Origin of the sequence: Cryobacterium sp. SO1 (genome assembly GCF_004210215.2) — a bacterium.
Lineage (GTDB): Bacteria > Actinomycetota > Actinomycetes > Actinomycetales > Microbacteriaceae > Cryobacterium.
Genome location: NZ_CP067394.1, coordinates 2,827,903 through 2,847,178, shown reverse-complemented (window position 1 = coordinate 2,847,178; position 19,276 = coordinate 2,827,903). Strand labels below are relative to the sequence as shown.

Annotated in this window: 15 protein-coding genes; 13 read left to right on the top strand and 2 right to left on the bottom strand. The window is 69.1% G+C overall.

The features are described 5' to 3' along the window. Positions 1 to 118: 118 nt before the first annotated feature. The 4 genes from BJQ95_RS13415 (at position 119) to BJQ95_RS13400 (ending at position 3,036) form a co-directional block, all read left to right on the top strand. Complete coding sequence (locus BJQ95_RS13415) at positions 119 to 748, top strand: heme-binding protein (RefSeq protein WP_130178725.1); 630 nt, start codon at positions 119 to 121, stop codon at positions 746 to 748. A gap of 43 nt (positions 749 to 791) precedes the next feature. Beyond that, positions 792 to 1,061 (top strand): hypothetical protein, encoded by a 270-nt coding sequence (locus BJQ95_RS13410; RefSeq protein ID WP_130178726.1) that lies wholly within the window; start codon positions 792 to 794, stop codon positions 1,059 to 1,061. A 124-nt stretch (positions 1,062 to 1,185) separates the two neighbouring features. Next, positions 1,186 to 2,220, top strand: coding sequence for an NADPH:quinone reductase (locus BJQ95_RS13405; protein WP_130178727.1), 1,035 nt, complete (start codon positions 1,186 to 1,188; stop codon positions 2,218 to 2,220). A gap of 405 nt (positions 2,221 to 2,625) precedes the next feature. Beyond that, complete coding sequence (locus tag BJQ95_RS13400; RefSeq protein WP_130178728.1) at positions 2,626 to 3,036, top strand: DUF2256 and DUF3253 domain-containing protein; 411 nt, start codon at positions 2,626 to 2,628, stop codon at positions 3,034 to 3,036. A gap of 63 nt (positions 3,037 to 3,099) precedes the next feature. Here the strand turns inward: BJQ95_RS13400 and BJQ95_RS13395 are convergent, their stop codons facing one another. After that, the gene (locus BJQ95_RS13395) at positions 3,100 to 4,368 is read right to left on the bottom strand and encodes a hypothetical protein (protein WP_130178729.1); all 1,269 of its coding nucleotides are present in this window, start codon (positions 4,366 to 4,368) and stop codon (positions 3,100 to 3,102) included. Between the two features lie 134 nt (positions 4,369 to 4,502). On the opposite strand from BJQ95_RS13395, the gene BJQ95_RS13390 reads away from it, so the two are divergent. The 9 genes from BJQ95_RS13390 (at position 4,503) to BJQ95_RS13350 (ending at position 17,692) form a co-directional block, all read left to right on the top strand. Then, complete coding sequence (locus BJQ95_RS13390; RefSeq protein WP_130178730.1) at positions 4,503 to 6,062, top strand: plasmid pRiA4b ORF-3 family protein; 1,560 nt, start codon at positions 4,503 to 4,505, stop codon at positions 6,060 to 6,062. Positions 6,063 to 6,276: 214 nt separating this feature from the next. Beyond that, entirely contained in the window at positions 6,277 to 7,728 is a 1,452-nt protein-coding gene (locus BJQ95_RS13385) for a DUF3375 domain-containing protein (protein WP_130178731.1), read from the top strand. Continuing rightward, positions 7,725 to 8,465 carry a DUF4194 domain-containing protein gene (locus tag BJQ95_RS13380; RefSeq protein WP_130178732.1) on the top strand — a complete coding sequence of 247 codons (741 nt, stop codon included), beginning with the start codon at positions 7,725 to 7,727 and terminating at the stop codon, positions 8,463 to 8,465. Before BJQ95_RS13385 ends, BJQ95_RS13380 begins: the two co-directional genes overlap by 4 nt. Then, complete coding sequence (locus BJQ95_RS13375; protein ID WP_130178733.1) at positions 8,462 to 11,818, top strand: ATP-binding protein; 3,357 nt, start codon at positions 8,462 to 8,464, stop codon at positions 11,816 to 11,818. The genes BJQ95_RS13380 and BJQ95_RS13375 overlap by 4 nt, the downstream gene beginning before the upstream one ends. Further along, entirely contained in the window at positions 11,818 to 13,056 is a 1,239-nt protein-coding gene (locus BJQ95_RS13370; RefSeq protein ID WP_130178734.1) for a Wadjet anti-phage system protein JetD domain-containing protein, read from the top strand. Before BJQ95_RS13375 ends, BJQ95_RS13370 begins: the two co-directional genes overlap by 1 nt. A gap of 3 nt (positions 13,057 to 13,059) precedes the next feature. Further along, positions 13,060 to 13,314, top strand: a complete 255-nt coding sequence (locus BJQ95_RS13365; protein WP_165385003.1) for an AbrB/MazE/SpoVT family DNA-binding domain-containing protein — start codon at positions 13,060 to 13,062, stop codon at positions 13,312 to 13,314. Beyond that, positions 13,311 to 13,730, top strand: coding sequence for a PIN domain-containing protein (locus BJQ95_RS13360; RefSeq protein WP_165385004.1), 420 nt, complete (start codon positions 13,311 to 13,313; stop codon positions 13,728 to 13,730). The genes BJQ95_RS13365 and BJQ95_RS13360 overlap by 4 nt, the downstream gene beginning before the upstream one ends. Before the next feature lie 544 nt (positions 13,731 to 14,274). After that, on the top strand, positions 14,275 to 15,780 hold the full coding sequence (putP, locus tag BJQ95_RS13355) for a sodium/proline symporter PutP (RefSeq protein WP_130178736.1): 1,506 nt from the start codon (positions 14,275 to 14,277) through the stop codon (positions 15,778 to 15,780). Positions 15,781 to 16,135: 355 nt separating this feature from the next. Then, on the top strand, positions 16,136 to 17,692 hold the full coding sequence (locus tag BJQ95_RS13350) for an IS1182 family transposase (protein WP_256041382.1): 1,557 nt from the start codon (positions 16,136 to 16,138) through the stop codon (positions 17,690 to 17,692). An 810-nt stretch (positions 17,693 to 18,502) separates the two neighbouring features. Here BJQ95_RS13350 and BJQ95_RS13345 read toward each other — a convergent pair. Further along, positions 18,503 to 19,270: a DUF1294 domain-containing protein gene (locus BJQ95_RS13345; RefSeq protein ID WP_130177579.1), complete on the bottom strand. Its 768-nt coding sequence runs from the start codon at positions 19,268 to 19,270 to the stop codon at positions 18,503 to 18,505. Positions 19,271 to 19,276: the final 6 nt, after the last annotated feature.

Below are 19,276 nucleotides of genomic sequence, written 5' to 3'. Positions count from 1 at the left end.
GGGGTTTTCGACCCGCGCGGTGCACTAGTTCAACCCGCGCGGCCCGAACCCCGTTCGCGCCGGGAATCCCCTGCCGCACGACCGACCTGGAGTCAGGAGAGCGGAGTAGCGTGGTCGTGTGACCGAACAGCAGCCCTACGATCTCGTGCAGAGCTACGACACTTTCGAGGTGCGGCGCTACCCCGAGCATGTGCTGGCCGAGGTTGTCGTCAGAGGGGCCTTCGATGACGCGGGCAATCGGGCCTTCCGGTACCTGTTCGCGTATATCAGCGGAGAAAACGTCTTTCGCACGAAGGTCGCGATGACGGCGCCGGTGGTGCAGGATGCAGCGTCGTCGCGCATCCCGATGACCGCCCCGGTGGTGCAGCAAGCCGTCGAGACCGATGCCGAGATCGATGCCGATGCCGGTGCCGACAGCACGGCGGGCGGGAGCTTCCGGGTGGCTTTTGTCCTTCCCGCCGGCCTCAGCATCGACACGGCACCACGGCCGACCAGCCCCGAGGTGCACCTGCGCGCAGTGCCGGAGAGTCTCGTCGCGGTCATCCGTTACCGCGGTCGCTGGACCCAGGACGGATACACGCGGCACCTGGGTGAGTTGCGCCGTGCTGTGGCTGGCGCCGGACTCACGGCGACCGGCCGTCCGCGATTCGCCCGGTTCGACCCACCGTTCAAGCCCGCGTTCCTGCGGCGCAACGAGGTTCTGCTCGATCTGAGCGTCTCGGAGCAGCCCGGCCAGGGTCGCGGCTGAGTTGCACCCACCCCGCCTCATAGCTCGGAGCTATAAACCCGGCATGAGACGGCGACACGTGATGACTCACGAATTCGACCGAACGGATGCGCTGCTGGCAGACATCCGTGACCTGGTTCGCCACGCGAACCTCACCACAGCGCGCTGGCGAGAGGCGTTCTTCGACCGAACCGATCGCACTCAACAGCTGGCAGCGAAGGCCATCGTGATCCGCGCGCTCCGGCTGCCGGTACGGCTCCGCGAGGCGATGCGCGGGTCAGGCGCCGCTACGCGGATGGCGCGCCACCCGCGTAGCGGCGCCTGGCCCGCGTAACCGGCGAAAGCGGCGCCTGACCCCGCGAAACCCGAGAAGTGGCGCGCGGCACCTGCGAGCTGGGCCGTGCCGCCCAATGGGCGACACCGGGAAACATTCCACCCGCGCCGGTGTTGCCCCTGATATGAAAGCCATTGTGTACAGCCAGACAGGTGACCCGTCCGTGCTTCAGCTCGTCGATCGGCCGGTGACCGACCCCGGTGCCGGCGAGGTGCGCGTGCGGATCGTGGTCGCCGGGGTGAACCCCACCGACTGGAAGTCGCGTCGCGGCTCCGCGCCGGGCGACAAACTGCCCTTCGACGATGTGGTGCCCGGCCAGGACGGCGCCGGCATCGTGGATGCCATCGGCGCGGGCGTGCACCACGTCGCGGCGGGCGACCGCGTGTGGTTGGCGCTCGCCGCGTACCAGCGGGCGAACAGTGGATCCGTTCAGGAGCAGGCCGTACTGCCCGCCGAACGGGTCTTCCCGCTGCCGGCCAACGCCAGCTTTGACCAAGGCGCGAGCCTGGGCGTGCCGGCGATCACGGCGCATCGCGCGCTGACCGTGGCCGAGGACGGCCCGCGGCGGCTGAGCCCGGGAGCGCTGGCCGGCCAAGTGGTTCTCGTGGCCGGCGGGGCCGGTGCGGTCGGGCATGCCGCGATTCAGCTTGCCCGGTGGGCCGGGGCATCCGTCATCACCACCGTGAGTTCACCGGCCAAGGCGGCGCTGGCCACCGCAGCCGGGGCGCAGCACGTGCTCACCTACACCGATCCGGATGTCGTCGCCCGGATCCGGGCGATCGCCCCGGACGGGGTGGATCTGATCGTGGAGGTCGCTCCGGCCCAGAACTCCGAACTCGACCTGGCCGTCATCCGCAACCGCGGGTCGATCGCGGTCTACGCCAACAACGGCGGTGACCAGATGACCCTCGATGTGCGGAAGCACTTCAGCCTCAATGTGCGCTACCAGTTTGTGCTGCTCTACACCGTGGGCATGGAGGAGATTCGGGCGGCGGCCGAGGACATCAACGCGGCCCTCATCGATGGCGCGCTCGCCGTGGGGGAGGACGCGGGGCTGCCGCTGCACCGCACGGACCTGGCGCAGGCGGCGGATGCGCATGCGCTGGTGGAGAGCGGTGTGGTGGGCAAGGTGCTCATCGACGTGTCGGCCGGGGAGTAGGGGCCGATTCGAGGCGCGGGCCGGCGCTGGATCGTCGCCGGTGCGCCAGGTGTGGCCGGTTGCGCCCCGTGTGGCTGGATGCGCCAGCTATAGCTGGCGCACTGGGCCACACGGGGTGCAGCGAGCTCCCCGGGCGCGGCGCGAGGGGTCCGGATACCGTGACCGCGCCTCGTGCGGATGACCGTGCCCGCTAGAGCGGGCGCGGTGGCCTGCACGGGGTGCGGCGAGCTCCCCGGGCGCGACGCGAGGCGTCCGGATGCCGTGACCGCGCCTCGTGCGGATGACCGCGGGTCGTGTGGATGACCGCGCCTCGACGAAGTGCAACGGGCCGCGGCGCACACATGGGCCGGGCCGCACACCCGCAGCGCACCCACGGGCCGGGCCGCATCCCGCAAGATAGAAGGCATGGCCCACCGTCAACGCACCCCCGCCGAGTCGGACCCCGCCGGTGACCGGGGCGACAAGACCTGCGCATCGTGCGGGCGGCGCATCCAGTGGCGGGCCAAATGGGCCAAGAACTGGGATGCGGTGAAGTACTGCTCCGACGCGTGCCGCTCCCACCGCATCGACGACACCGATCTGCGCCTGGAGGAGACCATCGCGACCCTGCTCGCCGCCCGGGCGCTGGATGCCTCGATCTGCCCGTCCGACGCGGCTCGGGCGATCGGCGACGACCAGTGGCGCGACCTGATGGAGCCGGCCCGCCGGGCCGCCCGGCGGATGGTCGCCCGCGGGGACCTGGAGATCACGCAAGGCGGCTCCGTGGTGGACCCGTCGACCGCCAAGGGGCCCATTCGGCTGCGGCGGCCGCGGTAGCGGGCATCCGGCAGCACGCCCCGATGCCCCTGCCGGGTAGACCGGCGGCGGGCCCCGTGAGGTCTAGAAACCGGCGCGGTCGAAGGCCCGGATCAGGGTCGGGCGGCGGCGGTTCTCCTCGCGCAACTCGTCCATGAGGATCGTGAATAGCGGGCTGGCATCCGTCGCCTTCAACGCCCGGCGCAGCTGACGGAGGCGGGCGAGCGCGGACTTGTAGTTCTGCGGTTTGGCCACCTCCAGATCCTTCTGGATGAGCTGGATGAGCACCGGCACCACGACGGCCGGATCGGTCTTCTCCCGGGCGGCCACGAGCGCGGTCCACAACACCGGGTCCGTCGTGAGTCGCTCGGCCGACTCCCAGGCGCGGTCGACAAGACCCCGGCCGAGCAGGGTGGTGATGAGTTCGCGCGGATGCTGCGTCTCGAGCTTCGCGTAGACCGCCTCGGCGAGCGAGGTCCACTCCACGGCGCTGGCCTCGTCCTCGGCGGTCCGCGCCAGGGCGAGCGCGTTCTCGGCCGACGGCCACCGGTCAAAGACCAGCCGCCGGGCGGCGAGTTCGTCTTCGTGCGGCCACTCTTCACTGAGGAGCTCGCACCAGTACTGGCCGGCTTGCTCGGCCTGTTTGGTGGTCTCGAGAAGCGTGGCGCGCTCGGCGTAGGCGATGGCTTCGTCGATGTCGCCGACTTCAACCAGAGCCTGGGCCAGGGCGTGCAGGCGGTACGAGCGGGTCAGTTCGCCGAAGCTGGCGACGACCTCGTCAGGGTCGCCGCCCGCGACGGCGGCCCGTTCCCGGTAGTGGCCGATCAACCAGCGGGCGCTGTCCCAATTCTTGGTCCGCGGGGGCAGCGCCGCCTCGAGGGCGTGCAGGCGTGAACCCAGCAGAGCGAGGCCGTGCGGGCCGAGGGCATCGGTGTAGGCGGCGATGTCGGGCTCGAAGAAATACTGGGTGCCGTCAAAGCGAAAGTCGATGAGCCAGTCGACGAGGGTGCCCGATTGCGGCGGCTCGTCGGTGCACAGATCGGCGTGCAGCGCGAGCAGTTCGCGCACGAGGTCGCCGATCTCGTCGTAGGAGTTGTGGGCGCGCAGAACCACCGTGACGACGCTGGACAGCGCCTTTTCGGTCGTGGGGATCACGGCAGCGCTGCCCCAGCGCTCCGCCGCGACACGCAGGTCATCCACTCCGACGTAGGCCTGGTCGAGGTACTCGGAGACGGCATCCCAGCGGATCATTTTTCGCCGGCTGCGGAACATCGCCAGGATACGGGTGTGCGCCTGGGCGAGGGTCTCGGCGGATGCCTCGGTGGGCGAAACGACGGATAGAGTGTGGGGCACGTTCGTGGACCGATTTGTTTCTGGTGGGCACATGAAACTAAGTCTGGCAGCAGCTGGCGTTTGGTGCCCAAGCCGGTTGAGTGGTAGCGGCTCGAGCGAAACTGCACCGTACGACGATCGAATAACCTGTCGCTATGACAAATCCGGCCAACCCCGACTCCGAGCCCGCCAACGTGACCGACTTTGCCGACTTCAAGGCGAGGTTCGACGCCGCCACGTCAGGTGCGGGATCGGAGGACCTCATCCGCGCCCTGATGGGGGAGCCCGGTGCCGGGGTTCGCGGGTTCTTGGATGCACCGTTGAAGCCGCTGCCGCTGCTCACGCCGCCAGAGACGCCAGTGCAGTTTCGACTGCGCGTCGCCCTCGCCGGGTCCCACCCGCCGATCTGGCGCCGGCTCACCATGCCGTCGCACCTGACGCTCGACGTGCTGCACGACGTGCTGCAGACGGCCTTCGGCTGGACCGACAGCCATCTGCACAGGTTCTCGCTCTCTGCCGATCCCTTCGCCCGCGCGACGCAGGGGATCTTGACCTCGTTCGACGTGGAGGAGGGCGACGAAGGCGTGCTGGAAAGCGAGCTGCGGCTCGACCAGCTGCTGGCGAAAAAGGGCGCTTCGCTGCACTACACCTACGATTTCGGCGATGGCTGGAACCACACGATCAAGGTCGAAGCCGTGGCGCCGCTGGCGGCCGAGGATGCTGCGGTGCGCTGCATCGACGGCCGGCGCCGCGGTGCGGCCGAAGACGTGGGCGGCATCGACGGGTGGGAGCAGCTGCTCGCCGTGGCTGCGGGAACCGTCGCTCCGAATTACCCTGAGCAGTTGGAGGTGGCCCTCGACATGGGCTTGCGCGGGTTCGTCGACGAGATCGATCTGGCCGAGATCAACCGGGGCCTGGACCGCCTGGCGGGCTCGGCGGACGCGCTCGACTGGCTGGGTGGCCTGACCGGCGCCGCCGGCACGCCGTCGCCGTTGGCCGGCCTCTTTGCGAACGTGGGGCCGGATGCGCAACGCCACCTGGCCGGGTACCTGGCCTCGGCACGCGCAGCGGAATCCAGCCCGATCGATGTGGCCGAGGCCGAGGCGGCCACGGCGGTGATCCGTACGTTCCTCGGGCAGGTGGGCGACGGCATCCGTCTGACCAGTGCCGGCTACCTGCCACCCGCGCGGGTGCAAGCGCTGATGCGGGAGCTCGACACCGAAAAGATCTGGCGGGGAGGCGCCAACCGGGAGTCGCAGACCTACCCGCTGTTCATCCTGCGGGAGGCGGTGACGCGGTTGGGCCTGGTGCGCAAGCTCCGGGGCGACCTGGTGCTGACCAAGCGGGGGGCGCAGCTCCGCACGGCACCGGTGCAGCTGTGGCAGCACGTGGCCGAACGTCTGCCGCTTGAGCGTGACGCGTGGGGCCGCGACTGTGGGCTGCTGTTGCTGATGCTGGTCGCCGCCGATGAGGCAGGGTCGTGGGAGCACACCCGCGAGTCGCTGGATCTGCTCAGCTCGATGGTGGGTTGGAGTTTTGGCGGGCGTGGTCGGTACGGCAACGACGCCGCGCTGAGCGAGGCGGCAGAGACCCGGAGCGTGCTCGGATGGGCGGCAACGGGTAGCCTGCTGCCCGCGCGCGGCACGGCCGCACGGGGACTGGACTCGGCCGCCGCCCGGCGACTCGCCCAGGCCGCGCTCACCAGCTGGGCCTGAGCCGGCGCGCGTGTGCAGGCGCGCTCCCACCCGCAGATCAGCCTGCCGCTCGGCCTGCCGCTCGAGCCGGGCCTGAATGCGCCTTCTGTGGCTGGATGCGCCGACGGTTTCGAGAGGGTGCTTTGGTCGCTAGTGTCGTTTGCAGGCACGATGTTTTTGAGCCGCTGGTCGTTGACCCGGCCCCTCCCGCACCCATGAGAAGGAGATTCGCCGCGTGTCCGCACTGAGCCAGACACATGCGCTGAGGCAGCTGGTCGACACGGATGCCACCTGGCAGCTGCTGCGCGCCGACAACGCTCCAGTGATCGCGGCGTTGCTCACCGAGCATCTCGGCGGCGAAGACCGGCGGTTGCCCACCGACGAGTTGCACGAACTCATCGACCACGACCTCGAAGGGCTGCGCGCGCACGGGCTCACTCTGCCGCTGAGCGGGCAGGGCTATTGCGCCGAGTGGCGGAAGGCCGGGTACCTCACCCGGCGGCCCGCCGACGCGGCGCGCGGCGAGACCTTCGAACTCTCGCCAGGAGCCCTTGGCGCGATCCGGTTCCTCGAGCAGCTCGCTGCTCCCCGGCAGACCGTGACCGAATCGCGCCTGGCCAGCATCGGCGTGCAGCTGGGCCAGTTAGCGATCGAAACCGACCCGGACGCCACCCGGCGACTGGAGCAGCTGCACGCCCAGCGCGACCGCATCGACGCGCAGATCGAACGCATCCACGCCGGTGCGCTGGACACCCTCGACGACGCCCGGGCGTTGGAGCGCATCCGCGACATCCTGTCCCAGGCTGAGGAGATCCCCTCGGACTTCGCCCGGGTGCGCGCCGAGTTCGAGACCCTCAACCGCGATCTCAGGGCCCGGATCGTGGAATCCGACGATAGCCAACGCGCGGTTCTCGACGAAGTGTTCCGCGGCGTCGACCTGATCGGCGAGTCCGACGAGGGGCGCAGCTTCGCCGGGTTCTCCGCCCTCGTGCTCGACCCCGTGGTCGGCAGCGCTTTCGACGACGACATCGCCCGGGTGCTCGACCGTGGCTTCGCCGGCGAGCTCAGCCCGGCCCAGCGACGCTACCTGCGTCGCTTCATCGGCACCCTCAAAGACCACAGCGGTGAGATCCACGAGGTGATCACGACCTTCGCGCGCGGTCTGCGCCGCTACGTGCAGTCGCAGGACTACCAGCGTGACCGCGTGCTGCGAGGCCTCCTGCGCACGACGCTCGCCGCCGGCGTGGAGGCATCCGGGCACACGAAGCCGTACCAGCCCACCAGCCTGCACCTCGAGCTGTCGTCGGTCGCGCTCGGCAGCGTGGGAGCCATCCACCTGCACGACCCGGCCGAGCTCGACGCGACAGCCCTGATCGTGGAGCATGTGCCCGGCGTGGCCGACCTCGAGGCCCTGCGCGCCCTGGCCCGCGCCACCGAGATCGACTTCGCCGAGCTCGCCGACAACGTGAACACCCTGTTGGCCGAGGTGGAGCACTGCACCGTGGGCGACGTGCTCGCGCGGCATCCGGCCAGCCAGGGTGTGGCCAGCGTCGTGGGTCTGCTCACCCTCGCCGCCACCCAGGGCGCCGCCGCCGACGGCATCGAGACCGTGCGCTGGCACGGCGCCGACGACGTCGCGCGGGCCGCCGACATTCCGACCTACCGTTTCACGGGGAGACTACTGTGACCGAGACCTTCAGCACCGCGACCGGCAGTGCGCCTACCACCGGCAGCGACACGGATGCCGCGCCCGGCCTCTGGACCGGCGACACCGGTGTGATCGGCGAGCAGGCCCGGCGGGCGCTGCTCGAACTGATCAAGGGCCCGTACCTCTCGGGGGTCAAGGCGCCCGCGCTCTGGTCGGCGCTCCTGGCCGACGAGGCCGGCATCCGGTCGAGGCTGCACGAGTTGTTCCTCGAGCTGATCGTGGACCGGGTGGGGGAGTTCGCGTTCGTACGCAACGTGAGCACCGACGAGCTGAAGGTGCCCAGCGCCGTGCGCACGGCCGCGCTCACCTTCCTGGACACCGCGATGCTGCTGGTGCTGCGGCAGATGCTGTTGGCCGGGGAGGGCGACGGCCGGGTGATCGTGGGCCGGGAGGACGTCTTCGAACAGCTGCGCGTCTACCGCACACCGGATCGCGACGAGAGCGACTTCAACAAACGGTTGAACGCCACCTGGCTCAAAATGAAGAACACCCTCCGCGTGATCCACCAGGCCGGCGCCGAGGACCGGGCCGAGATCTCCCCGGTGCTCAGACTCATCGTGGACGCCGACCAGATCGCAGCGGTCGGCGCTGAATACCGGCGCATCGCCGAGACCGGAGGCTCCGGTGTGCTCGGGGATGTCGGTGGTTCCGAGGATGCTGACCCCGCCGGCGCGGACAGCGCCGACACCGACCAGACCGAGGGGATGACCTCATGACGATGCTGGAGATGCCCGGCCTCGACGACACACCGGATACCGCGGAGCAGGGCTCCTCAAACGGCCCCGTCCACGTGGGCCAGTGGCGACTCGCGCGGGTGGAGCTGGTCAACTGGGGCACCTTCGACGGGCACCACCGCATCGACGTGGCCCGCAAGGGCCACCTGTTCACCGGGGCATCCGGCTCGGGCAAGTCCTCGCTGCTCGACGCCATCGGCACCGTGCTCACCCCCGACAAGTGGCTGCGCTTCAACGCCGCCGCGCAGGACTCCAGCAGCCGCAACGACGACCGCACCCTGGTGAGCTACGTGCGCGGCGCTTGGAGCAAGGAGGCCGATGAGAGCCTCGATCGCGCGGTGAGCACCTACCTGCGCACGCGCGCCACCTGGAGCGGCATCCTGCTGCGGTTCGAGAACGACCGGGACGCGCCGGTCACCCTGGTGCGCCTGTTCCACCTGCGGGGGTCCAGCGTCGACAAGGCCGACCTCAAGGACGCCTGCTTCATCGACCGGGTCGACGTGGGCCTGCTCGACTTCCGGGAGCACGTCGCATCCGGCATCGAAGCCCGTCGCATCAAGAGCGCCTGGCCCGACGCCGTGGTCACCACAACGGGCTCGCACGCTCCGTTCTACACCCGGTTGCGGCGTCTGCTCGGCATCGGCAGCCAGAACGCGCTGCAGCTGCTGCACAAGACCCAGTCGGCCAAGAACCTCGGCAGTCTCGATCAGCTGTTCCGCGACTTCATGCTCGACGAACCGGCCACCTTCGCCCGGGCGAAGAACGCCGTGGAACAGTTCGGTGAGCTCAACCAGGCCCACCAGCACGTGGTGGAGCTGCGGAAACAGGCCGAGCACCTCACCCGGCTCGACGCGTCGATCGTCGCCTACGAAGCCGCGGCGGCGAGTACCGCGGAGGCCGAACGGCTCAGCGCCCTGATCGACCCCTTCCAGACCCAGCTGACGTTGCGCCTCGCGTCCGACGAGCGCGGGCTGTTGCTCGCGCAGCAGGCCAGGGCCGCCGACGAATCCCGGCGAGCGGATGCGTCGCGTAACGAAGCCGACGAGACCCTGCGCGTCGCCGAACGGCGGTCGCTCCAGCTCGGCGGCAATGACGCCGCGCAGGCGCAGGAACGGGTCGCCGACGCCGTTTCCGCGGCCGAGCGCACCGCCAAGGACTTCGCCCGGTTCGCAGAGGAGCTGAAGGGGGTGGGCGTTGATCCGGCCCCGCAGACCGGCGAGGAGTTCGCCGAATTCCAGGAGTCGTCGCGGCGGGTGCTGGCGGAATCGCCCCCGGAAGCCGCCCACGACCACGACGACAACCAGCAGTACTTCGACGCGGGCACGGAGCTCGGCACCATCGACCGGGAGCTGACCGAGTTACGCAACCGGCGGAGCAACCTGCCGGCCGCGCTCCTGCAGGCCCGCAAACGCTTGGCCGAAGAACTCGGGGTCACCGAGACGGCCCTGCCCTTCGCGGGAGAACTCATCGAGGTGCTGCCCGCGTTCGCTAACTGGGGCGGTGCCATCGAACGGGTGCTCTTCCCGCTCGCCAGTGCGCTGCTGGTGCGGGACGACCACCTGCAGGAGGTACGCCGGCGCGTTGAAGCCCGCCACCTCGGGGCCCGACTGGTGTTCGAAGCCGTCCCGGCCATCGCCGACGCCCCACGGGCCGCTCGGTCCGAGAATTCTCTGCTGCACCGCATCCGGGTCAGCGACGGGCCCTTCCACGACTGGTTGCTGGCGCGGACCGCGGCCGAGTTCGACGTTTCCTGCGTGGACCACCCGGATGAGCTCAACCGGGTCGAGCGTGGGGTGACCATCGGCGGCCAGATCAAGAAGTCAGCCCGCCGTTACGAGAAGAACGACCGTCACCGCATCGACGACCGCTCCCAGTGGATTCTGGGCGCCGACAACGAGGCCAAGATCGAGCTGCTGCTGGAACGCCGACGCGCGGCGGAACAGCGACGGCTGGAGGCCGGCAGCCGCCTCACCGTGGCGCAGTCCGTGCGCGACGCCGCCACCAAGCGGCGCACCGTCTTCGAGCGTGCCCTGAGCCAGGACTGGACCGAACTCGACCGGGCCGCTGCCGACGAACTGGTGCGCGCGCGGCACCGCCAGTTGCGCGCCCTCACGACCGACAACGTGGAGCTGCAGCACGCACTCGGCGCCGAAGAACAGGCTCGTGAGCACTTCCGCGAGGCCGAGGCCCACGCGCGGACGACGGCGCTCGAACTCAGCCAGGGCGCCGCCACGCTGCGTGAGGTGACCGAGCTCATCCGTGATCTCGACGGCCGTGGTCAGGATGCCCTGCTTCACGAGGCGGATACCGCCGCGTTGGAGACGCGGTACCGCTCGGTGCAACGCAAGATCGACCGTCGCACCATCGGCGACATCGGTCGCAAGGTCAGCGAGGCGCTGTACAAGGAGGCGAACCTCGCCCAAACGATGCTGCGCCGAGCCGAATCGGAGTTCGTCGCCGGTGCCAGCGTTTTCAGGTCCACCTGGCCTGCGGCGACAGCTGACCTCACCACCTCCATTGACGACCGCGGCGGCTACACGGCGCTGCTCGCGGGCATCGTCGAGCGCGGTCTGCCCGAGCACGAGGGCAACTTCCTCAAACTGCTGCGGGACAAGTCACGGGACCTGATCGGACACCTGGCCTCGGACATCCGCGATGCCCCCAAACTCGTCGCCGACCGCATCGAACCGGTCAATTTCTCGCTCGGCCGGTCCCGCTTCGACGTGGAACGGTACCTGCGGATCGACGTGAAGATCCGGCGCGCGCCCGAGGTGCTGCAGTTCATGGCCGACCTCAAGACCGTCGTCGACGGCGCCTGGGGTGAAGACACCCTCGCCGCCGCCGAACAGCGTTTCGCCGTGCTCAACCGGCTGATGCAGCGTCTGGCGTCCACCGACCACGCCGACCTGGCCTGGAGCCGGCGCTGCCTGGACACGCGTCAGCACGTCACCTTCATGGCCAGTGAGATCGACCTGGCCGGCCGGGTCATGAACGTGCACGACTCCAGCGCCGGGCTTTCCGGCGGGCAGCGTCAGAAGCTGGTGATCTTCTGCCTGGCCGCGGCGCTGCGCTACCAGCTCGCCGCCGACGAAGACGATCTGCCCTCGTACGCCACGATCATCCTGGACGAAGCCTTCGACAAGGCCGACAGCAGGTACACCCGCATGGCGATGGACGTGTTCGTGGAGTTCGGCTTCCACATGATCCTGGCCACCCCGGAGAAGCTGCTGCAAACGATTGAACCGTATGTGGGCGGGCTCACCTCGATCACCAACACCACCAGACGGGACTCGCGCACGGCTGCCGTCGTGTACCGGCACGACGTGGGCGCGTGATGGCTGCCGCTCGGGGCATGGTGACCGTCGCCGAGGCTCGCCGGCGGGCTCTGAAAAAGGTGCTCGCGGAGCAACGGGACTGGGCGGCCGTCGGCGGCAGCGAAGCCCGGCTCGAGATCGTGCTGCATCCCCCCACCGAGCGGGCGGCGCTCGCCGACCAGGGCGGGGCCATCGAGTGGGTGCGCACGTGGCAGCAGGCGGATGCCGCCGACGCGGCCCTCAAGGTCGCCTGGGGCGGCCGACAGTGGTCACGGGTGGGCGCGCAGTCCGTGCCCGAACGATGCGTACTCCGGGGCGCGGATGCCATCGCGGCGTTCGCCGGCGGCTCAGCCGGGCGTGACTGGCGGCTGCTGCGCAACCGCGCGGCCGTGCTCCGCGGTGAGTTCTCCGATCGGGCCGCATCCACGGCTGCCCTGGCCGGCGCGGTGCGCACCCAGGCCCGAACCCTGCAGGGGCTCTCCGAGCCCGACTTCGCCACCCTGATCCAGGTGGTGGCCTGGCTCGCCGAGCACCCGGCATCCGGCTGGCGGATTCGGCAGCTGCCGATCCGCGGCATCGACACGAAATGGTTGGAGCGTCATCGGTCGGTGGTGGAGAGCCTGCACGCGGCGGTCAGCGGCCGGCTCTCGCTGGGGTTGCTCGACGCGCCCAACCTGGTGCGGGTGCGGTTTCTCGACCCGGCGCTCCGGCCCGGGGGACTGCGTGACGTGGTGTCGCCGGTCGATGAGCTGGCGGCACTGGATGTGGCGCCGAACGTTGTGTTCGTGTTCGAGAATCTCGAAACCATGTTCTCGATGCCCGACCTGCCGGGAGCCGTGGTCGTGCACGGGAGCGGCTACGGGGTGAACCGGCTCGCGCTGATCCCCTGGATCAGGCACGGTCGTGTGGTCTACTGGGGCGACCTGGACTCGGACGGTTTCTCGATTCTGCATGTCCTGCGCTCGGGCTGTGACGATGTGACGAGTGTGCTCATGGACGAGGACACGCTGCTGGCCTACCGGGACCTGTGGGTGCCGGAACCGAAGGCCGCCGCCGGGACCTATCCGACTCTGACGGACGAAGAGCAGCGTGCGCTCGGTCGCATCCGGTCGGAGGGCGATGTTCGGCTGGAGCAGGAGCGCATTGACTGGCGGTTTGCGTTGGAGCGACTACTCACGGCGGCAGCGGTCGAGCTAGGTGCGGCGACGGTGCGACGCCACTTACTATTGAATGCTCGTCTTACCGAGCGTAATTTGTAAGTCATGAAGACGGTTGTGACGCTCAGCAGCAAGGGCCAATTCACCCTGCCGGCCGCTATGCGGACCGCTCTGGGACTGGAGCGTGGCGCACGGATGGAGGTGACCGTGGACGAGTCCAACCGGTCCATAACCATCTCGCCAGTGCCGGACATCGAGCAGTTGAGTGCCCGTGTCACCGCGTACGCGCAACTCCGGGCGCCAGTGACAGAAGTCGACGCCTATTACCAAGAACACCGGGGGAAAGACACGAAGGCGTGACATTGTCGTCGGGCTCCGTGGACGCGAACATCCTCCTTCGGCTGCTCCTCAACGATGTTCCGGATCAGCACGAGATGGCGCTCCTGCTGCTTCGGGATGGCAACCAGCTGGTTGTGTCCGATACCGCGTTTGTCGAGACGATCTTCGTGTTGGGCCGCGCCTACGGCCTGACTCGGGAGCAGCAGTCGGAGGCTGTGCTTGGCCTGCTCCACCAGCCCGCCATCGGGGGCAACAAGGCACTCTTCGAGCTGGCGTTCGACGACTACGTGAAGCACCCGACACTCTCCTTCGAGGACTGCTACCTCGTCGCCGCCGCCCACATCTCCGGCAACGCGCCGCTGTGGACGTTCGACAAAAAACTGGCATCCCAGACCGACGCCCGGTTGCTCACGGCGGACAACCTGGCCTCAGAATAGTTCCCGCACGGCCCACTCTGCGGCTTACGGAACCACGGGAGTCGCGAACACCGCGAACACGATCGCGCCCGGCCAGCCGCCCACGATGCCCTAGAGGCCGGCCACCCACAGCGGGACCGGCCAGAGCATGATGGCCCCTCACGGCGGCAGCGGTCTTTTCTGTGCGGTGAGCCGCGCGGGCCCCGCACCAGGATCCTGGTGGCGCTGTTTACCCGGCCCATCCACGAGTCGATGAGCGGGGTGCGGTAGCCGGGCCACTACCCGCACCGAGCCAGCCCGCCCGGCGGGTGCATAACTCCTGCATTTTCGGGCCGGCGACCGGCGGATGCCGCGCAATTACGGGCATCCGCGGCTCGCGGCCGGAAAACTGCAGGAGTTGTGCGCGGCCGGGGCTATGACTGGGATCGGCGGGGTGCCGGCGGCGCGCATCCGCGCTGTGAGACTTCACAGAAACCCGCAAGGTGTGTGAGACTGGGCGACTTCTCTTGTCCGTTTACGCGGCATCCGCCTGCCCGCAGGCCGGAAACACGATCTAAAGGACACAATGTCAGACCAGACTTTTCAGCTCATAGCGATTGTTTTGTACTTCGTCGGGATGCTCGCCATCGGCTATTTCGCCTTCCGTCAAACCAAAGACCTCGACGACTACATGCTCGCCGGCCGTGGCCTGAAGCCCGGCACCGCGGCCCTCAGCGCCGGCGCCTCCGACATGTCGGGCTGGCTGCTGCTGGGCCTGCCCGGCGCCATCTACGTATCCGGCCTGGTGGAGGCGTGGATCGCCATCGGCCTCACCATCGGCGCCTGGCTGAACTGGAAGTTCGTGGCCCCCCGGCTGCGCTCGTACACGGCCGTGTCGAACAACTCCATCACCATCCCGAGCTTCTTCGAGAACCGGCTCAAAGACACTTCGAGGCTGCTGCGCGTGGTCTCCGGCGTGATCATCCTGGTGTTCTTCACGTTCTACGTCTCCTCCGGCATGGTCGCCGGCGGGGTGTTCTTTGAGAACTCGTTCGGCTCCACCTTCCTCGCCGGCATGCTCATCGTCGCCGGCGTCACCCTGCTCTACACGCTCTTCGGCGGCTTCCTCGGCGCCACCCTCACCGACGTGGCCCAGGGCCTGCTCATGCTCGCCGCTCTGGTCGTGGTGCCCGTGGTGGCCCTGGGCGAAACCGGCGGCCTCGGCGCCACCATCGACTCCATCCGCGAGGTCGACCCCGACCTGCTCTCCTTCACCGCCGGCGGCTCCGTGCTCGGCGTCATCTCCGCCGCCGCGTGGGGCCTGGGTTATGTGGGCCAGCCGCACATCCTGGTGCGCTTCATGGCGCTGCGCAGCCCCAAGGACGCCAAGGCCGGCCGTCGCATCGGCATCGGCTGGATGATCCTCACCGCGCTCGGCGCCGTCGCCACCGCGCTGATCGGCATCGCGTACTTCCAGCAGAACCCCGACGTCACTCTGGGGAACCCTGAGACGGTGTTCCTGCTGCTCTCGCAGATCCTGTTCCACCCGTTCGTGGCCGGCCTGGTGCTCGCCGCGGTGCTCGCCGCCATCATGAGCACCATCTCGTCGCAGCTGATCGTCTGCTCGTCGGCGCTGGTGGAGGACCTCTACAAGATCGTGGGCAAGAAGGATGCCAGCCCCAAGCAGATGGTCATGCTCGGCCGTCTCGGCGTGCTGCTGGTGGCCCTCGTGGCCGGGCTGATCGCACTCAACCGCGACGCCACCATCCTGGAGCTCGTCGGTTTCGCCTGGGCCGGCTTCGGCGCCGCGTTCGGCCCCGTCGTGCTGCTCTCGCTCTACTGGAAGAAGCTCTCCACCTGGGGCGCCCTGGCCGGCATGGTCACCGGTGCCGTGGTCGTGTTCATCTGGGGCAACTCCCCGCTGAGCGCAACCATGTACGAGATCGTGCCCGGCTTTGCGGCCAGCCTGCTCGTGGCCGTGGTGGTGTCCTTCGCCACCTACAAGCCGTCCGCCGAGATCGACACCGAGTTCGATGCCGCGGTGGAGCAGGCCCGGCAGGACTACACGGAGCCCGAGAAGGTCGCCGTCTAGTTCGGCAGGTGGGCCCCGGCCGGGTTGGCCGGGTTGCCCGGGTTGCCTGGGTTGCCCGCGTGGCCCGTCCGGCGGATGCGGCGTGCTGCGCGGGTCAGGCGCCGATAGGCGGGTGGCACGCCACCCGCGCAGCGGCGCGTTGCCCGCGTATCGCGTGAAAGCGCCACTGGGCGGCGGGCAGAGGTGGCATGCCACCCGGGCACTGCGGCAGCCGCCCGGGCCCAGCGGCAGCCGGATGCGACGTGCTGCGCGGGTCAGGCGCCGCTAGGAGGCCGCTGAACAACTTTGGGTGCGGGTGTCGCTTATTTAAGGCGCGCCTGCGGCGGGTCGGCTCTTGGTCGTTAAGACTGGGGTGATGCAGGGTTGTGATGATGGTCAGCGTGAGATTTACGATGTCGATGCCGTAGCGGGGCACTTGCTTCCGCCTGGATCGGTGTTCGCTTTCCTCGCAGCGCACCGTCGGGAGCTGTTTCCCGATGATGCGTTTGCGGACTTGTTTTCCTCGCAGAACGGCCGCCCGTCAATACCGGCGGACGTGATCGCGTCGGTGATGGTGTTGCAAACACTGCACAACCTTTCCGACAGGGAAGCGGCCGAGGCGTTGACGTATGACCTGCGGTGGAAAGCCGCCTGCGGGTTCGCGCTGACTGAAACCTCTTTCCACCCGACCGTGCTGGTCTATTGGCGCAAACGCTTGGCTGCCAGTGACCGGCCGCACCGCATTTTTGAGGCCGTGACCGCGGTCATTGCCCAGTCCGGAGCATTGTCGGGGCGCAAACGCCGGGCGTTGGACTCAACAATTTTGGAGGATGCGGTTGCCCGGCAGGACACCGTCACGCAGCTGGTCGGACAGATCCGCCGTGTTGGCCGGGAGATCCCCGGCGCGGACGTGAGCGTCGCCGGCTTGACCGGCCATGATTACTCCCAGCCGGGCAAGCCCGACATTGCGTGGGACGACCGCGACGCCCGCGACGAGCTCGTCTCCCGCCTGGTCACCGATGCTCTCGCTCTGCTGGGCAGCATCAACGTCCATATCCTCAACAAGAAGCAGCAGGAAACCGTCGCGCTGCTTGCCTTGGTCGCCGGCCAAGACGTGGAACCCGCCGACGGGTCCGACGGGACCGACGGGCGGTGGCGGATCGCCCGCCGGGTCGCTCCCGACCGGGTGATTTCCACCGTCGATCCTGATGCCCGCCATGCGCACAAGAGCCGCCAGAAAAAGATCGACGGCTATAAAGCCCACGTCAACGCGGAGCCCGACACCGGGTTGGTGACGGCGGCAATGCTCACGAAAGCCTCTGGTTCGCAAAACAGCGACGCGGCTCGCGGCGGCGAGCTGCTCGCGGCCGACGTCAGCATCGGTGAGCAAAACATTGACGTGCTGGGTGATTCGGCCTATGGCAGCGGCGGGCTCCTGACCGAGATTCATGCCGCTGGGCACCGGCCGATCATCAAGCCGATGCCGCTGGGCCGAGCCGTTCCGGGCGGATTCACCATCGATGACTTCACCGTGGATGAAACCCTGCAGACCGTGACCTGCCCGGCCGGGAACGTCCGGTCGCTCAGCCCGAAACGACGGGCCAGTTTTGGTAGTTCGTGCCAGGCCTGCCCGCTGATGGCGCAGTGCACCACCGCGAAGTCCGGCAAGAAGATGCAGATTCATCCGCTGGATCAGGTTCGCCGGGAGCACCGCGTCACCGCTCAGGACCCGGACTTTCAAGCCGTTTATCGCCAGCACCGTCCAATGATTGAACGGACGCTGGCGTGGATGACGCGCGGGGCCCGGCGGGTCCGCTACCGCGGCGTTGCCAAGAACAATGCGGGGTGGGTGATCCGTGCTGCCGCGATCAATCTCAAACGGCTCCTCAACCTCGGTTTGACCAGCCAGAACGGGGTTTGGGCCCTTGGATAACACCCCGACGCACGAGGACCACCTCGGCGCACGGTCCCAGGCGGCAGAGCCGCCCACTACGGCCCCATCGATCAGCCCCGACGCGAGATCCCACCATCGTGGCCGATCGCTCAGTCGACCGCACAAAGCCCCACAGCGGAGCAAAAAAACACTCTAAGAACTCGCCGAGGCAACTGGACCCCTAATATTCAGCGCCCTCCTAGGCGGGTGGCACGCCACCCGCGCAGCGGCGCGTTGCCCGCGTATCGCGTGAAAGCGCCACTGGGCGGCGGGCAGAGGTGGCATGCCACCCGAGCACTGCGGCAGCCGCCCGGGCCCAGCGGCAGCCGGATGCGATGTCCTACGCGGGGCAGGCGCCGCTACGCGGGTGGCGCGCCACCCGCGAAACGGCGCCTTGCCCGCATACCGGGTGAAGGCGCCGCAAGACGGCGGGCGCAGGTGGCACACCACGCCACACCCGCAACCCGCAACCCGCAACCCGCCACCCGACACCCGCGCCCGGGGCTCCGCCAGCCGGATGCGATGTCCTACGCGGGGCAGGCGCCGCTATGCGGGTGGCGCGCCACCCGCGAAACGGCGCCTTGCCCGCATACCGGGTGAAGGCGCCGCAAGACGGCGGGCGCAGGTGGCACACCACGCCACACCCGCAACCCGCAACCCGCCACCCGACACCCGCCACCCGCGCCCGGGGCTCCGGCCGCCGGGTGCGATGGGCTACGCGGGTCAGGCGCCGCTATGCGGGTGGCGCGCCACCCGCGCAACGGCGCCGTGCCCGCATTACGCGAGAAACCGCGCCGGGCGGCAGCTGGCTCAGAGGAGCGGGTGCTTGGTCCACTCCACGAACAGGGCGAACGCCGGGGTGGCGAACACCGCGAAGACGATGAGGTTCACGACCACGCTGCCCCAGAACGCCCGACGGAAGCTGGCCTTCTGCGTCTTGTGCCGCAGGGTCTGCTGGGCGACAATGCCGCCCGGCCAGCCGCCCACGACACCCCAGAGCAGCAGCGTCGTCTCCGAGACGCGCCAGCGGCCCGCGCCGGCCGCGGACTTGTCGGCCGCATAAACGAGGAAGCAGACCAGGCTCGCCACGAGGTAGATACTGGCGACCCACAACGGGATCGGCCAGAGCATGTTGACCACGAGGTAGCCGAGCACGAAGAGGACGATCGGGAGATATCGAGCGGCGCCGGACCGGTTGCGCGAGGCCGGGCGCCGCGACGGCAGCTGCGACGCCGGGGAGCGCTCCCGCTGGCCTGCCGGCCGCTCCCGCTTGCCTGCCGGCCGCTCCCGCTTGCTTGCCGGCCGCTCCCGCTTGCCTGCCGGCCGCTCCCGCTGGCCGGCAGAGCGCATCCGCTGGCCGGCAGGCCGCACCCGGGTGGCCTTGTCCTTGCCGTCGGCCGCGTGCTCCACCTCGAAGGTAAGGTCCTCGCCGAGCCGCGGCCGGGCCGGCCGGGCCGGGAAGGCCGTGATGTGCACGAAAGTCTTGCGGGTGCCTTCGGTGGGGGTGATGAAGCCGAAGCTGCGGTCGTCGTCCCAGGAGGTCAAAGTGCCGTGTACGCGCGCAGTTCGGGAACCCATGGCTCG

Coding starts and splice junctions, on each gene's coding strand:
- BJQ95_RS13405 (WP_130178727.1), top strand. CDS start 1,186: ATGAAAGCCATTGTGTACAGCCAGACAGGTGACCCGTCCGTGCTTCAG.
- BJQ95_RS13350 (WP_256041382.1), top strand. CDS start 16,136: ATGCAGGGTTGTGATGATGGTCAGCGTGAGATTTACGATGTCGATGCC.
- BJQ95_RS13345 (WP_130177579.1), bottom strand. CDS start 19,270: ATGGGTTCCCGAACTGCGCGCGTACACGGCACTTTGACCTCCTGGGAC.
- BJQ95_RS13410 (WP_130178726.1), top strand. CDS start 792: ATGAGACGGCGACACGTGATGACTCACGAATTCGACCGAACGGATGCG.
- BJQ95_RS13400 (WP_130178728.1), top strand. CDS start 2,626: ATGGCCCACCGTCAACGCACCCCCGCCGAGTCGGACCCCGCCGGTGAC.
- putP (WP_130178736.1), top strand. CDS start 14,275: ATGTCAGACCAGACTTTTCAGCTCATAGCGATTGTTTTGTACTTCGTC.
- BJQ95_RS13365 (WP_165385003.1), top strand. CDS start 13,060: ATGAAGACGGTTGTGACGCTCAGCAGCAAGGGCCAATTCACCCTGCCG.
- BJQ95_RS13390 (WP_130178730.1), top strand. CDS start 4,503: ATGACAAATCCGGCCAACCCCGACTCCGAGCCCGCCAACGTGACCGAC.
- BJQ95_RS13375 (WP_130178733.1), top strand. CDS start 8,462: ATGACGATGCTGGAGATGCCCGGCCTCGACGACACACCGGATACCGCG.
- BJQ95_RS13370 (WP_130178734.1), top strand. CDS start 11,818: ATGGCTGCCGCTCGGGGCATGGTGACCGTCGCCGAGGCTCGCCGGCGG.